Origin of the sequence: Plectonema cf. radiosum LEGE 06105 (assembly GCF_015207665.1) — a bacterium.
Taxonomy (GTDB): domain Bacteria; phylum Cyanobacteriota; class Cyanobacteriia; order Cyanobacteriales; family Nostocaceae; genus Rivularia; species Rivularia radiosa_A.
This window is the reverse complement of sequence record NZ_JADEWL010000027.1, coordinates 25,062-38,834: the sequence shown is the minus strand read 5'-3', so window position 1 is coordinate 38,834 and position 13,773 is coordinate 25,062. Positions and strand designations below refer to the sequence as shown.

Genomic DNA, 13,773 nt, shown 5'->3' with positions numbered 1-13,773 from the left:
TAATGAAAACAGAGCCAATAAAAATTTTATTAGTAGAAGACGACGAGTTGTTTAGATTAGGAATTTCCACGCGATTGCATCAAGAAGAAGGGTTGGAAATTGTAACCGAGGCTGAAGATGGAGAAACCGCAATTAAATTAGCTTGTCAACTACCCTTAGATATAGTAATTTTAGATGTAGGATTACCCGGTATAGGTGGTGTAGAAGCCTGTAGTCAAATCAAAGAACGTCGTCCGAATTTACCAATATTAGTTTTAACTTCTCATTCACAAAAGATTTTAATTACTCAATTAATTCAAGCTAAAGCTAATGGTTATTGTTTAAAAGGAATTCCAGCCGAAAACCTAATTTTAGCAATTCGCTCGGTAGCCTGTGGCGCTTCTTGGTGGGATAGTACCGCTACCGTAGAAATTCAAACGACTTTTCAAGCTTCTCAATCAAATTCAAATTTTATATCAAATTCTACAAATACATCTTCTTCTGAAAATAATACCTTAACTAAAAGGGAACGGGAAATATTAACATTATTAGTGGCAGGTAAATCAAACCAGGAAATAGCAGAAAATCTGTTTATTACTTCCGGTACGGTACGAGTTCACATTCATGCAATTTTACAAAAGTTAGAAGTACGCGATAGAACTCAAGCTGCGATTGTTGCAATTCAGCAAGGATTAATTAATTCTCAATATATTGAACAAAAGTAATTCAATAGTAATTCAATTAAATATTGGGATTTCCCAATTTTAAATTAAACTAAAGGTAAAAGTATTTCAAATTCAGTTCCTTTATTGAGTTGCGAAAAAAAATTTAATTTACCACCATGTCTGCCTGTTACAATGCGATAACTTACAGCTAAACTCGTTTCTTTATCAGCCTTTTTATCTACAGAAAAAGATGCTTTAATTTGCTGTTGTAATTCGTATGACATTGCCGGACCATTATCTGCAATACAAATTGATACCCAGCGAAAATCAAGGGAGCCTGGTACATTTGATGGCTGAGAAATAACTTTTGTGATTATTTCAATAGTGGGTTTATGAGAACTTTCCTCAGATAATTCCGTTTCAAATTGCTGTCTAACTGCTTCATCAAGTAAAGTATCTACAGCCCTACTTAATATATTCATAAATACTTGATTTAACTGTCCCGAAAAACAATATACGGGAGGAAGATGACCAAATTTTTTGATAATATTAATTTCGCCTTTTAAGCGACTACCGATCAACAATATAGTACTATCTAAGTTAGCGTGTAAATCTACAGGTTTGGGATAAATTGCATCAATATGACAGAAATTTTGTAATCCAGTCACTAGTTTTTTTAATCTCTCTGCACCAGTCCGAATACTGGCAAGTGCTTGTGATAAATCGGATTCTAAAAAATCAAATTCAATATCTTGCTTTAAATACAACACATCATCGGGAGTATTTGGTGTATTATGATCGTAAATTTCGATCAGCTTAATTAAGTCTTTACTGTAATTAGAAACGTGAGTTACATTACCCCAAATAAAGTTTACAGGATCTAAAATTTCATGCGCTACCCCATCAACTAAACGTCCTAAACTCGCCATTTTATCATTTTGAATAATTTGAGCTTGGCTACGTTCGTATCTTACCTGAGTTTCAATTCCGCGAATTTGCCAAGAAGCAATATTTAACTCCTGCATATCCAATAATCTGTATTGATCGGATGTAGTTTTTACTACTATCGGTTCTGATAAAAATTCTGGCGATCGCCGCAGTGTAAATTGCATAGCACATAAAATCGATGTGGTATCTGCTAGCTCTAAAATCGGCGTGCGAGCGTAGCTGTACAATGTACTGAGCGGTTGATGGAAAAATAAATCCTTTCCGAAAGGACGAATTAAAAACTCTAATAACTGTCTGCGGGAAATCATTCCAGCATATTTACCTTTGTTTAACAAAATTGCTCCCGGTAACAAGGGATATTTTTCAAAAACTTCAGCTACTTCTTTACCAGTAAAGTTCATCTCCACTGAAAACTCGTAAAGGGGTAATTCCAGAAGCTTAGACTCCAAACCGAGGTCATCATTGCTACCCTCAATTAACAATGGGGGTGAAATTTGCGAACTAAATTCCTGTTGCACTGCAAACCTCGTTCCTAAAATATAGATAATAAACAAACATAATCGCTAATTAATTAGCATTATCATCCGTTTTAACATCTTCATGCCCTATCAGTCTCGGATCAATGAATAATCATTAATGCACGATGAGATATGATAATTAATAATTAATAATTAATAGTTGGTAATTGATAACTGATTATGCTATCTAGTCCTCAATCTTTAAATAGTGCGATATCTCCAGGAAGTTTACGGAGAGTGCATCACATTGCTTTGAATGTCCAAGATATGCAGGCTTCTCGACATTTTTATGGCAATATTCTGGGTTTACACGAACTTACGGGTGATGATGTACCAGCTACTTTGGTTAACTTAGTTGCAGCGGGAAAAGTCGCGAATTTTAAGACTCCCGACGGTACGATATTAGATTTATTTTGGGAACCGGATTTATCACCACCAGATCCAAATCCCGAACGTGGTTTTACTCGTGCAAATCATTTAGCATTTGATATTGCTTCCGAATTGTTTGATCATGCAGTCGAGGTACTCAGACAGCATCAAATAAAAATTGCTCAAGAACCCGTTACCCGTCCTACCGGAAGAGGAGTTTATTTTTACGATCCAGATGGGTTTATGGTTGAGATTCGCTGTAATCCACAATGAAATAAAAGTCGTTATTAATGATGTAATTACTTTGAAAGCCATAACTATTAAAGAAGTACGCCAAGAGTTTCATAATTCTAATTCAGTTGATGATTTTAAGATGATGTAAACATTAACAATATTAGTTTAGTTTGGTTTAGCTTGGAATATTAATTCTTAGTTTAACTTATTTACTTTATTTACCTACAAATGCAATTAAGCGATAATGCTCAACAGTTAGATTTATTTGAGTTTTTTAAGCCAATTAAACCAAACCTAGTAACTATTAAACCTAAATTTACATTTATAGATTTATTTGCTGGAATTGGTGGATTTAGAATTCCTCTTGCGGATTTAGGTGGAGTTTGTCTAGGTTATTCAGAAATAGATAAAGAAGCTATTAAAACTTATCAGAAAAATTTTATTTCTGAGCAAAATTCAAATGAGCTTTTTTTAGGAGATATTAATAATATAAATAAACTACCTTTTGATATAGATATAATTGTGGGGGGAGTTCCTTGTCAACCTTGGTCAATTGCAGGTAAATTAAAAGGTTTAAATGACCCCAGAGGTCAGTTATGGTTGGATGTTTTTCGAGTAGTAGAATTTAATAAACCCAAAGCTTTTATTTTTGAAAATGTCAAAGGTTTAATGGAACCACGAAATAAAGGCAGTCTTAATTATATTATTAACAGTTTGACAACTTTAGGTTATATAGTCAAATATCAAGTATTAAATTCCTATGATTTTGGTTTACCTCAAGATAGAGATAGAATTTTTATGGTTGGAATCAGAAATGATTTAGAAAACTCTTGGGGTTTTACCTTTCCTAAACCTTTAGATAATAAAATCAAACTTTATGATGTAATATCTGGTGTGGAAAAAAGTCATGTTGTCAAGAAAAAGTTTAGTCCAAATATTTTATATAAAGGTGGTAAAATCCCAGCGTCAAGAGGTAGATTTCAAAAAATAGATGAACTCAATGATTTTTTTACTTTCGCTGATATTAGAGATGGACATACTACGGTTCACTCTTGGGATTTAATTGAGACAAGTGTGAGAGAAAAACTAATTTGTCAAACTATTTTAAAAAATCGAAGAAAAAAAATCTATGGACTCAAAGACGGAAATCCTTTAAGTTTTCAGGTGTTAGATAAATTAATCCCCAATCTTAATCAAAAAGAACTTGATAATTTGATTCAAAAAAAGATTCTTCGCTTAATTGAAGATAAAGGATATGAATTCGTTAACTCCAAGATTTCTTCCGGAATTGACGGAGTATCTAAAATATTTTTACCTCATGCTGATGCAATAGCAACCTTAACAGCTACAGGGACTAGAGATTTTGTAGCCACAGTATCTTTAGAATGTCAAGAACCAGAATTATATAAACATTCATTTATTCAAAACATTTATAAACAAAAAAAATTTAAACCTTTAACAGCCCGATACTATGGAAAATTACAAGGATTTCCTGATACTTTTCAAATAGCTAATAGTGAAACAACAGCAAAACATCAATTTGGTAATGCAGTTTCAGTTCCCGTTGTTTATAATTTAGCAAAAGCATTGTTAAAATTAATTTTGTAATTTGTATGCGGATGACTGCGATTAGCTCTAATACTCGAATTAAAATAAAAGGTTATTTAGAGGGGTTTATTCAAGGACTTATTGATGAGTATAAGGGACGTGAAATCTTAAAAGCTGACAATGCAGAAGAGTATTTATCAAGATTTTCATCTAATGGAGAGCTAAAACCGTTTCAAGCAGCATTAATTCCTCCAGCATTAATACGTATCAATCAATTTGAACGTGGTTTGAGTACAAGGTTAGGGAATTCTATTGAAGAATGCGCTCGTTTAATTGCTTTAGAATACCATCAAAAAGCGCTTAGAGGTTACGATATTAAAGCTGATGTAAGTCTTAGAGCTTTTGCGGAAGCCGAATGTCAAAAAGAAAATTATGAATCATCAACTAAAACAGGACAAACTAGACCTTCCTTAGAAGAAATGATAGCAGCAGTACTCCAAGCTAGATGTTCTGATGATTTACAAACAAAAAGCGTTCGTACAGACTTGTATATTCTGGCAAAAGATGGAACAGAATACTTCTTTGAAATTAAAGCACCAAAACCTAATAAAGGACAATGCTTAGAAGTTACACAACGATTGCTGAGATTTCATCTACTAGGTGGTAAATCTCGTCCTCAAGTTAAGGCTTATTATGCTATGCCTTATAATCCCTATGGACGAAAAAAAAGTGATTATAAATGGTCATATGCAAAAAAATATATGCCTTTTGATGATGCTGTAGTTATTGGTTCGGAGTTTTGGAATATTATTGGAGGAGAAGCTGCTTATAAAGAGTTATTAGAAATTTATTTGGAAGTTGGAAGCGAAAAAAGTAAACATATGCTTGATACTTTAGCTTTTGGATTTGAATAATAATTTTGAATGAATCTTCGTTACAGCCAAGAAAACCAAGTTCGTAGGTGTAGGTTGGGTTAGACGCTTTTATAATTTAAGGTTGAATTACCGAATGTATATTGCGTCGTAACCCAACATCTTTTCTACCTTACATCTGAGGAAGGATATTTTTATTTATCTAAGATCCTGATGTTGGGTTACGACACCATAGTAAAATTTCTCGTAATAATCAAGTTTGATTTTGGTGTCTAACCCAACCTACAAAAATAAATCTTTACTAAAAAACAGCATATACACGTCCCAACAGATTATATCAAAAAAAAAATAAAAATTTTGACAACATTTTTATACAGTCAATCAAACAACGTAATTCCGTTAATTAAATGACAATATTGGCATTATTAATGATATTATTCTCAATTTAGAAAATTTTTGTAATTTTTTATCACAATATATAGAGTCAAACTCATGAATTAAATTTTAAAATATTGAGTTCTGTTAAGCAAAAAAATAATTGATACTAAAATTAAATATTTAAAGCCGTATTTAAACCCTTGAATAGATTTTAGGTTGGGTTACACGCTTTCATTATTTGGGGTTTTAGTTAAAAATCTATATCGCGTCGTAACCCAACATCTATTCTTATATCCACGACTTGGATGTTGGGTTACGAAACCATTAATAAAGATACTCGTTACAAACAATATTGATTTTGCTGTCTAACCCAACCTACAAACTACAAACTAAATGCGATCGACATCAAGAAAAATACAAAGGCAATTTATTCAGTGGTGAAAGTAATTTATATGGCAATAAAACTCTAAAAACCGTATTTATATTGAGAAAAATCGGGTGTTATATAATTCGTGTTGGTAAAAATTGCAGCAAACAATGGATTATTACCCACCATTAATTAAAGAAAGAAAAATAAATAAACCTTGAGTAATATCCAAGGAAACTCAGTCCTTGGGTTATGATCTTATATTGTCAGCTTGCAAGAAGCATCCTTCATCCATGACTGCATCTAAAAACCAGAGTACAACTATCACCGACCATCGCACGGTGGATATTAGTAAGCTGAGTCAAATGTACCAGCATTATATTGAAACTAAGGAAAAACATCCTCATGCGGTGCTATTTTATCGAGTAGGCGATTTTTTTGAATGTTATTTTGCAGATGCTGTCACTTTAGCCACTGAATTAGAACTTGTCTTAACTAGCAAACAAGCTGGTGCTGATGTGGGACGAGTCGCAATGAGTGGTGTTCCTCATCATTCTTGGGAACGTCATGCCACTGGGTTAGTAGAAAAGGGTTATGCTGTGGTGATTTGCGACCAGGTAGAAGATGCTTCCCAGGTTGCTGCTGGTCGATTGGTGAAGAGGGAAATTACCCGGATTCTTACTCCCGGTACTCTGCTTGAAGATGGAATGCTCAAAGCTAATCGTAATAATTATCTAGCCGCTGTGGTAATTGCCGGAGATAATTGGGGTTTGGCTTATGCTGATATTTCTACGGGAGAATTTCTCACTACTCAAACAAATGATTTGGAGCATCTCACTCAAGAATTGATGCGGTTGCAGCCGAGTGAGGTCTTATTTCCCATTAATGCTCCGGATTTGGGTGCTTTATTAAGACCCGGTGAAAAGTCTCACAGTTTACCGGAATGTTTACCAACAACATTTTGTTATGCTTTGCGATCGCAAGTTGCGTTTTCTCAAGCGGAAGCGAGAAGCCGGTTATTACAAAAGTTCAAGCTCCGTTCTTTGGAAGGACTTGGTTGTGACCATCTGCCTTTAGCTGTTCGGGCTGCTGGTGGTTTATTGGAATATCTAGAGGAAACGCAAAAGGAAAATCAAGTACCTTTACAACCTCTACGGACTTATACTTTTAATGATTTTTTAGTTGTAGATTATCAAACTAGACGCAACCTAGAAATTACTCAGACGATTCGCGATGGAACTTATCACGGTTCTTTGTTGTGGGCAATGAATCGGACAACTACAGCAATGGGTGGACGTGCTTTACGACGATGGTTGTTACAACCGTTATTGGATATTAAAGGAATTAATTCTAGACAAGATACTATACAAGAGTTGATCGAAAATACCACTTTACGTCAAGATTTGCGGGGATTGTTACGACAAATTTACGATTTGGAAAGGTTGAGCGGACGTGCTGGTTCTGGAACTGCTAATGCTAGGGATTTATCTGCTTTGGCGGATTCTTTATCAAAGTTACCCCAGTTAGGTTATTTAGTTAAGGATGCTCGTTCTCCTTTTTTGAAAGCTTTACAAAAAGTTCCCCCAAACATGGAAGAATTAGCAGCCAAGATACAGGCACATATTGTCGAATCTCCACCGATACAAATCAAGGAAGGTGGTTTGATTCGTGCTGGGGTAAATCCTTTACTTGATGAAAGACGTAGTTTGGTAGAAGAAGACCAAAAGTGGATTGCCAATTTAGAAATAGATGAAAGAGAAAGAACGGGAATTCCCAAATTAAAGGTAGGTTTTAACAAGACATTTGGTTACTATCTGAGTGTTTCTCGCGCTCAAGCTGAACAAGTTCCTGATAATTATATTCGCAAGCAGACTTTAACTAATGAAGAACGTTATATTACTCCGGAATTAAAGGAAAGGGAAGCCAGAATTCTCACCGCCAGAGATGATTTAAATCAGTTGGAATATGACATCCTTGTCGCTTTGCGGGAAGAAGTTGGATCTCTTGCCGAAGTTATTCGCAATATTTCCCGTGCTGTAGCAGCGGCAGATGTCTTATGCGGTTTAGCTGAATTAGCAGTTTTTCAAGGTTACTGTCGCCCCCAAATGGTGGAGGGACGAGAAATATCTGTTATCGATGGACGACATCCAGTAGTGGAACAGTCTTTACCAAGTGGTTTTTTTGTACCGAATTCCACTTTTTTAGGTAGGGAAGAAAATCAAGACCCAAATTCTTCTCCTGATTTAATTATCCTTACTGGTCCCAATGCTAGCGGTAAAAGTTGTTATTTACGTCAGGTAGGATTAATTCAGTTGATGGCGCAAATTGGTAGCTTTGTTCCTGCAACTTCCGCGACTTTAGGAATTTGCGATCGCGTTTTTACCCGTGTAGGTGCTGTGGATGATTTAGCTACCGGACAATCTACTTTTATGGTGGAAATGAATGAGACGGCTAATATTCTCAATCATGCAACTTCAAGGTCTTTAGTATTATTAGATGAAATTGGCCGAGGTACGGCAACTTTTGACGGTTTATCTATCGCATGGGCTGTGGGAGAATATATTGCTACGGAACTTTTAGCTAGAACAATTTTTGCTACCCATTATCACGAATTAAATGAATTATCATCGCTGTTAAATAACGTTGCTAATTATCAAGTCACGGTGAAAGAAATGCCCGACCAAATTATCTTTTTACATCAAGTTCAACCTGGTGGTGCTGATAAATCCTACGGTATTGAAGCGGGAAGATTAGCTGGTTTACCAACAAAGGTGATTACGCGAGCCAAACAAGTTATGGAACAAATTGAACAACATAGTAAAATCGCTATCGGTTTGAAATCCCTCGATTAATCTGGTTAAGAAATAGGAAATAAGCAAAAATCAAAACACTTTTTAGCTTTCGTTTTTCAATTTTACTTTATTCCCTTTCCCTTTCTTGCTTAAAGATACTGTGCTAAAGTTTTAATCAGGGTTGTTTTTGGTACTGCACCAACAACCGTATCGACTTGCCGACCGCCTTTAAATACTATTAATGTTGGAATACTGCGAATACCGTAATGACTGGCAACAGTGGGATTTTGGTCTGTGTTTAGTTTCACCACTTTTACTTGTCCTTCATATTCCCCAGCTACTTCATCTACCACCGGAGCAACCATCCGACAAGGACCACACCAAGGCGCCCAAAAGTCTACTAGTACCGGAATTTCGCTTTCGAGGACTTCTTGCTTGAACGTGGCTTCTGTCACATTCGTAATCGTGTCCATTACTGTCCTCCCTATTCATCTTATTTCTATAATTCGATAAAATCGAATAATTAAACTATAGACCTTTTTAAGATAAGCTGCAACAATGAGATTTCTTTATCATCCAGAGCGAAAGAATATATATTTAGCGGGGGTGCTTTATGCATTAGGAGACCCGGTAAGGTTAGAGATTGTCAGACAGTTAGCAGTCAAAAAAGAGCAATGCTGTAGTGACTTCAATTTTGCGATCGCGAAGTCAACGATGTCGAATCACTTTAAAATTTTGCGGGAGTCGGGGGTAGTATTGACAAGAAAAGAAGGAACCCAGCATATAAATACTTTGCGAAACGAAGATTTAGAAGAATTATTTCCAGGATTATTGGCAGCGGTGTTGAATTCGGCGCAACCATTTATAATTCCGCAAAAAGAAGTAGTTGAGCAAACTGTTTATTACCATTAATATTTTGTAGTTGGTGGTGTAAATTCCCAAATAGAAATAGATGAAGATAAACCTTACCCAGGAGTTGCCGTTGCGATCGACAAACCAGGAAATACGCTGTGGGTGATTGTGGTAGATGGGAAACAGCCAGTTTATAGTGAAGGGTTCTGAGTTTAGATGGTGGTGGTTCAACAACATTAGTAATGGCAAAGAATAATCAACCAAAGCTGCTAAATGCACCGATTCATACGGGCAGTACCTATGGGAGAGCGTGCAGTTGCTAACTATTTGGGTTTTTACGGAGATAAATTGTAAAGTGCTATGCTTGAGATTTTGAATTGATTAAATGATTATTACAAAGCGCTGGTAAGTGCTGCGATGACTTATAACTAATAGTTACACTAGTTGATATTAAAACTAATTACATATTAAGGAGTAGTTAAATGGTTAATGAGCGGGACTATACATTAATAATTGATAAAAGCGGTAGTATGTCCACTCCCGACCAAGCTGGTGGTAGAAGTCGATGGCAGATAATGCAGGAATCTACCCTTGCTTTAGCGAGAAAGTGCGAGCAGTTAGATCCGGATGGAATGACAGTTTATCTATTTTCTGGTAAATTCAAACGTTACGATGATGTGACATCAGATAAAATCGCGCAGATATTCATGGAAAATGACCCTGCGGGGACTACAAATTTAGCAGCAGTACTCAAAGACGCAACTGATAATTATTTTAAGCGTAAAGCCGCAGGTCAAACTAAACCCAACGGAGAAACCATTTTAGTTGTAACTGATGGTGAGCCTGATGATAGAAAAGCGGTTTTTGAAGTAATTATCAATGCTTCTCGTCAGATGGAAAAAGATGAGGAATTAGCAATATCTATTGTTCAAGTTGGTTCGGATGCTCAAGCAAGCAAATTTCTCAAAGCTTTAGACGACCAAATGGAATCAATTGGTGCAAAATTTGATATTTGCGATACCGTAACTTTGGATGATATGGAAGATATGACTCTTGCGGAGATATTAACGAATGCAATTACTGATTAACTTAGTTAATAGATTAATAAACTAATAAATTAATCATAGGAGAATGAATCGATGTTAGAAAATCGCGATTATACTTTAATTATTGATAAAAGCGGTAGTATGGCAACTCCGGACCAAAAAGGTGGTAGAACAAGATGGGTAGCAGCAGAAGAGTCAACTTTTGCTTTAGCAACTAAATGCGAAGAATTTGACCCGGATGGCATTACTGTATATACATTTTCCGGTAGATTCAAAAGATATGAGAATGTGACATCTGCGAAAGTGATGCAAATTTTTCAAGAAAACGATCCTTCGGGAACAACAGATTTAGCTTCGGTATTAAAACACTCTACCGATAATTATTTTCAGCGCAAAGCTGCGGGTGAAACTAAGCCAAATGGTGAGACAATTTTAGTGATTACCGATGGTGAACCTGATGACCGTAAAGCGGTAATGAAGACGATTATCGAAGCTTCTCGTCGCATGGATAGGGATGAAGAATTAGCAATTTCCTTTATTCAAGTTGGTAAGGATGCACAAGCTACTCGCTTTCTCAAAGTATTGGATGATGAATTGCAAAGTGCTGGAGCCAAGTTTGATATCTGTGACACAATTACAATGGATGATATGGAAGATTATAGTCTTTCAGAAGTATTGCTCAATGCAATTGTTGATTAGTTGTTCCAATTAATTTAATCGCAATCAAACAGATGGATTCCATTGATAAGTTATTATCCGAACTCAAAGCTGAATATCAGAAACCAGCTAATCTTCCCACCCAAAGAACTGAGGAAGTTGAGAAAGTTAAACTTGACTCATCTCCTCTATCTTCTTCTTTTTCCACATCTCCATCAGCAAAAAAAGATGTAATAGATAATATTTTATCCCAAGTAAAGCAAGATTTTGAGCAGAAGCAATTATTGCAAGAACAACAAAAACAGCAACAACTGGAAAAGGAAAGAATTGGACAGGAAAAATTAAAAGTAAAAGAGTTAGAAGGGTTAAAAAAACAAGCTCAAGAATGGTTAAATAAATTAGAACCATTATCCCCCGAAGGACTTTGGTTTGAAAGTTTTGCTAAAAATTATAATTCACAACTAGAAGCAGCTATTGAATATTTACATACCCATTGATAATTGATAACTGATAACTATATGTCATAAAGTACACGCTTCGCGCTTCACTGTTTGTTGACTGATAAATGCTTTACTCCCCATTCATGCATTGCCTGAAGAATCGGTTGTAAACTTTCTCCTAAAGGTGTGAGGGAATATTCGACTTTTGGGGGAATTTCTGCATAAACTTTTCGATGTACTATGCCATGTTCTTCCATTTCTCTTAATTGCTGAGTCAGCATTTTTTGAGTAATTCCGAGTAAAGCACGCTGTAATTCTCCAAAACGTTTTACTCCTGAAAGTAATTCTCTGATAATCAATACTTTCCAACGCCCTCCGATTACTTCAAGGGTGGTTTCGACTTCACAACTAACCATCTTTTTGTGGTTTTCCACTTTAGTTTTCATCGTTAATTTTTAGTTTGTGTTTTGTTGAGTAAACAAATAAAAAATGCTATGTAATCAACACAAAATAGGCGCATAATAATATAATAATTAATAAAATCAGAAAATTATCTGCACGTAATAAATTAATTGCTTATAATATTAAATTAATTTAATCCAGAAGTGGCTTTTAAAAACTTATTAACAAGATTATTGAAAGAACTTTTTAATTGATGTTTGCGGTACCATCTTTGAAAAGCTGCTTCATAATCTTCACCTTTAGTTTGAAAAGTATTCCAACCATCCAGACCTACAAGCATACCCCAAAATAATACAATATAAAGCGACCAGTTAATACCACCACCCGTGAGCAAATCCATCGATAGTAAAAAGGTGTTGACAATCGCATAATTACCCACACGCTTTCTAAATCTTCTTTGACGGTGAGCGTTAAATGCTAGTCGATGCTGTATTTCACCTTGTTTACTTACCCAATCGTTTTCTGCTAATTGTAGATTTTCCGGGGAGATATCCAACTCAGCTGCGATTTCCACAAGTACCTCGTAAGAAAACTCTTTTTCATCCCCCGCTTGACGTGCGATCGCTAACTGCAAAATCTGCTGTACGTCTTCTTGGCTATAACAACGATTAATTTTATCTCCCGAATTCGCCATAATACTAGTCTCTTCTATTACTTTTAATAGAGAATTTTTTTTCAGCACCAAGTACTGGTATTATCTCTAGAGTAACAAATCCATCAGGTTAAAGGTTAAAGGTTAAAGGTCAAAGTTTAGAGTTTTTAATTTCTAATTTCCTGATCTCTCCATCCCTAAGTATTCGGAGCTGATATTGTAGTATCTACGGATTCTTTGGCAAAAAATCGCAGAGAAATCCAATAAGTGAAAATATGAGAAAGTAAACCTAAAGGGCCAGCAAATAAACAAAGAGCAAGGGAGTGGAAAGTCCAAATACCTGTTTTAACTCCTGCTAAATAAATATAACGTCCCACGAATAAATCCATTACCAAGAAATGAATCCAACCAGTTGCGGCAGCGGTTTCCGAAGCAAAAAAGCGAGCAATATCAGCTAGTTGAGGATTAGATAAAGCTTGAGCATTTTCGGGTGTAATGCTGCTGATAAACAAGTATAAATATAATCCAGCTAATGGTACAAATGGAATATAGGACTGCATAATGTTTTGAGTTACTTTCCACTTCGGTAGAAAAATCATCAATACCCAAAAAGGTAGAACGTAAAGATTGGCAATATTAAATAATTCACTAATAGACATAAAAACCTCCAATATTAACTACGTAGTTAAATCAGTGAACAGTGAACAGTTATCAGTTATCACGGTTTCAGTTGGGGATTTAACCCCGACTGAAACACACCACTTTTAGAAGTGGGGGACTGTGAGTGCCAATTGATTTACAGTTTTTAACTGATAACAGTTGAATATCAATAAAATCAGTATATATCTATTGAGTATATTTTTATTTTATTTTTACCGATTTAGTTCATAAATTTAATTTTTATAAAACAAATTTTTTTCCACAAGGATGCTGATTAATTTAATATTGTGATGATATTTTTTTTGCACGCCAAATTCTGCAATAATATATCTTTAACTTAAAAAGGAGTAGCATATTTTGGCGACTATTAACTACGTAGTTAAATCAGTGAACA

General features: G+C 35.3%; 14 protein-coding genes. 9 read left to right on the top strand and 5 right to left on the bottom strand.

Annotated features, from left to right (window positions below):
* Positions 1 to 2: 2 nt before the first annotated feature.
* Positions 3 to 704: a response regulator transcription factor gene (locus IQ247_RS11105; RefSeq protein WP_193919872.1), complete on the top strand. Its 702-nt coding sequence runs from the start codon at positions 3 to 5 to the stop codon at positions 702 to 704.
* Between the two features lie 44 nt (positions 705 to 748).
* On the opposite strand, the gene IQ247_RS11100 is transcribed toward IQ247_RS11105, so the two are convergent.
* The gene (locus IQ247_RS11100; protein ID WP_193919870.1) at positions 749 to 2,110 is read right to left on the bottom strand and encodes a sensor histidine kinase; all 1,362 of its coding nucleotides are present in this window, start codon (positions 2,108 to 2,110) and stop codon (positions 749 to 751) included.
* Positions 2,111 to 2,290: 180 nt separating this feature from the next.
* Here IQ247_RS11100 and IQ247_RS11095 point away from each other — a divergent pair, with 180 nt between their 5' ends.
* The 4 genes from IQ247_RS11095 (at position 2,291) to mutS (ending at position 8,730) form a co-directional block, all read left to right on the top strand.
* Positions 2,291 to 2,752 carry a VOC family protein gene (locus IQ247_RS11095; protein ID WP_193919868.1) on the top strand — a complete coding sequence of 154 codons (462 nt, stop codon included), beginning with the start codon at positions 2,291 to 2,293 and terminating at the stop codon, positions 2,750 to 2,752.
* 189 nt (positions 2,753 to 2,941) lie between these two features.
* Positions 2,942 to 4,321, top strand: a complete 1,380-nt coding sequence (locus IQ247_RS11090) for a DNA cytosine methyltransferase (protein ID WP_193919866.1) — start codon at positions 2,942 to 2,944, stop codon at positions 4,319 to 4,321.
* A gap of 11 nt (positions 4,322 to 4,332) precedes the next feature.
* Positions 4,333 to 5,175, top strand: coding sequence for a TdeIII family type II restriction endonuclease (locus tag IQ247_RS11085; RefSeq protein WP_193919864.1), 843 nt, complete (start codon positions 4,333 to 4,335; stop codon positions 5,173 to 5,175).
* A gap of 996 nt (positions 5,176 to 6,171) precedes the next feature.
* Positions 6,172 to 8,730 carry a DNA mismatch repair protein MutS gene (gene mutS / locus IQ247_RS11080; RefSeq protein WP_193919862.1) on the top strand — a complete coding sequence of 853 codons (2,559 nt, stop codon included), beginning with the start codon at positions 6,172 to 6,174 and terminating at the stop codon, positions 8,728 to 8,730.
* Positions 8,731 to 8,819: 89 nt separating this feature from the next.
* Here mutS and trxA read toward each other — a convergent pair whose 3' ends face one another.
* A complete protein-coding gene (gene trxA / locus IQ247_RS11075) occupies positions 8,820 to 9,143 on the bottom strand; it encodes a thioredoxin (protein ID WP_193919861.1) in 324 nt (107 codons plus the stop codon).
* An 85-nt stretch (positions 9,144 to 9,228) separates the two neighbouring features.
* Between trxA and IQ247_RS11070 the strand changes: the two genes are divergently transcribed.
* The 4 genes from IQ247_RS11070 (at position 9,229) to IQ247_RS11055 (ending at position 11,722) form a co-directional block, all read left to right on the top strand.
* Entirely contained in the window at positions 9,229 to 9,582 is a 354-nt protein-coding gene (locus IQ247_RS11070) for an ArsR/SmtB family transcription factor (protein ID WP_193919859.1), read from the top strand.
* 422 nt (positions 9,583 to 10,004) lie between these two features.
* The gene (locus IQ247_RS11065; protein ID WP_193919857.1) at positions 10,005 to 10,610 is read left to right on the top strand and encodes a vWA domain-containing protein; all 606 of its coding nucleotides are present in this window, start codon (positions 10,005 to 10,007) and stop codon (positions 10,608 to 10,610) included.
* Positions 10,611 to 10,661: 51 nt separating this feature from the next.
* Positions 10,662 to 11,267, top strand: coding sequence for a vWA domain-containing protein (locus IQ247_RS11060; RefSeq protein ID WP_193919855.1), 606 nt, complete (start codon positions 10,662 to 10,664; stop codon positions 11,265 to 11,267).
* Positions 11,268 to 11,299: 32 nt separating this feature from the next.
* A complete protein-coding gene (locus IQ247_RS11055) occupies positions 11,300 to 11,722 on the top strand; it encodes a salt stress protein, Slr1339 family (protein WP_193919853.1) in 423 nt (140 codons plus the stop codon).
* Between the two features lie 47 nt (positions 11,723 to 11,769).
* Here the strand turns inward: IQ247_RS11055 and IQ247_RS11050 are convergent, their stop codons facing one another.
* The 3 genes from IQ247_RS11050 to IQ247_RS11040 all read right to left on the bottom strand — a co-directional run bounded on the left by IQ247_RS11050 (position 11,770) and on the right by IQ247_RS11040 (position 13,378).
* Complete coding sequence (locus IQ247_RS11050) at positions 11,770 to 12,111, bottom strand: winged helix-turn-helix transcriptional regulator (RefSeq protein ID WP_193919851.1); 342 nt, start codon at positions 12,109 to 12,111, stop codon at positions 11,770 to 11,772.
* 143 nt (positions 12,112 to 12,254) lie between these two features.
* Positions 12,255 to 12,761, bottom strand: a complete 507-nt coding sequence (locus IQ247_RS11045) for a 2TM domain-containing protein (protein WP_193919849.1) — start codon at positions 12,759 to 12,761, stop codon at positions 12,255 to 12,257.
* 155 nt (positions 12,762 to 12,916) lie between these two features.
* Positions 12,917 to 13,378, bottom strand: a complete 462-nt coding sequence (locus IQ247_RS11040; protein WP_193919847.1) for an ABA4-like family protein — start codon at positions 13,376 to 13,378, stop codon at positions 12,917 to 12,919.
* Positions 13,379 to 13,773 lie beyond the last annotated feature (395 nt).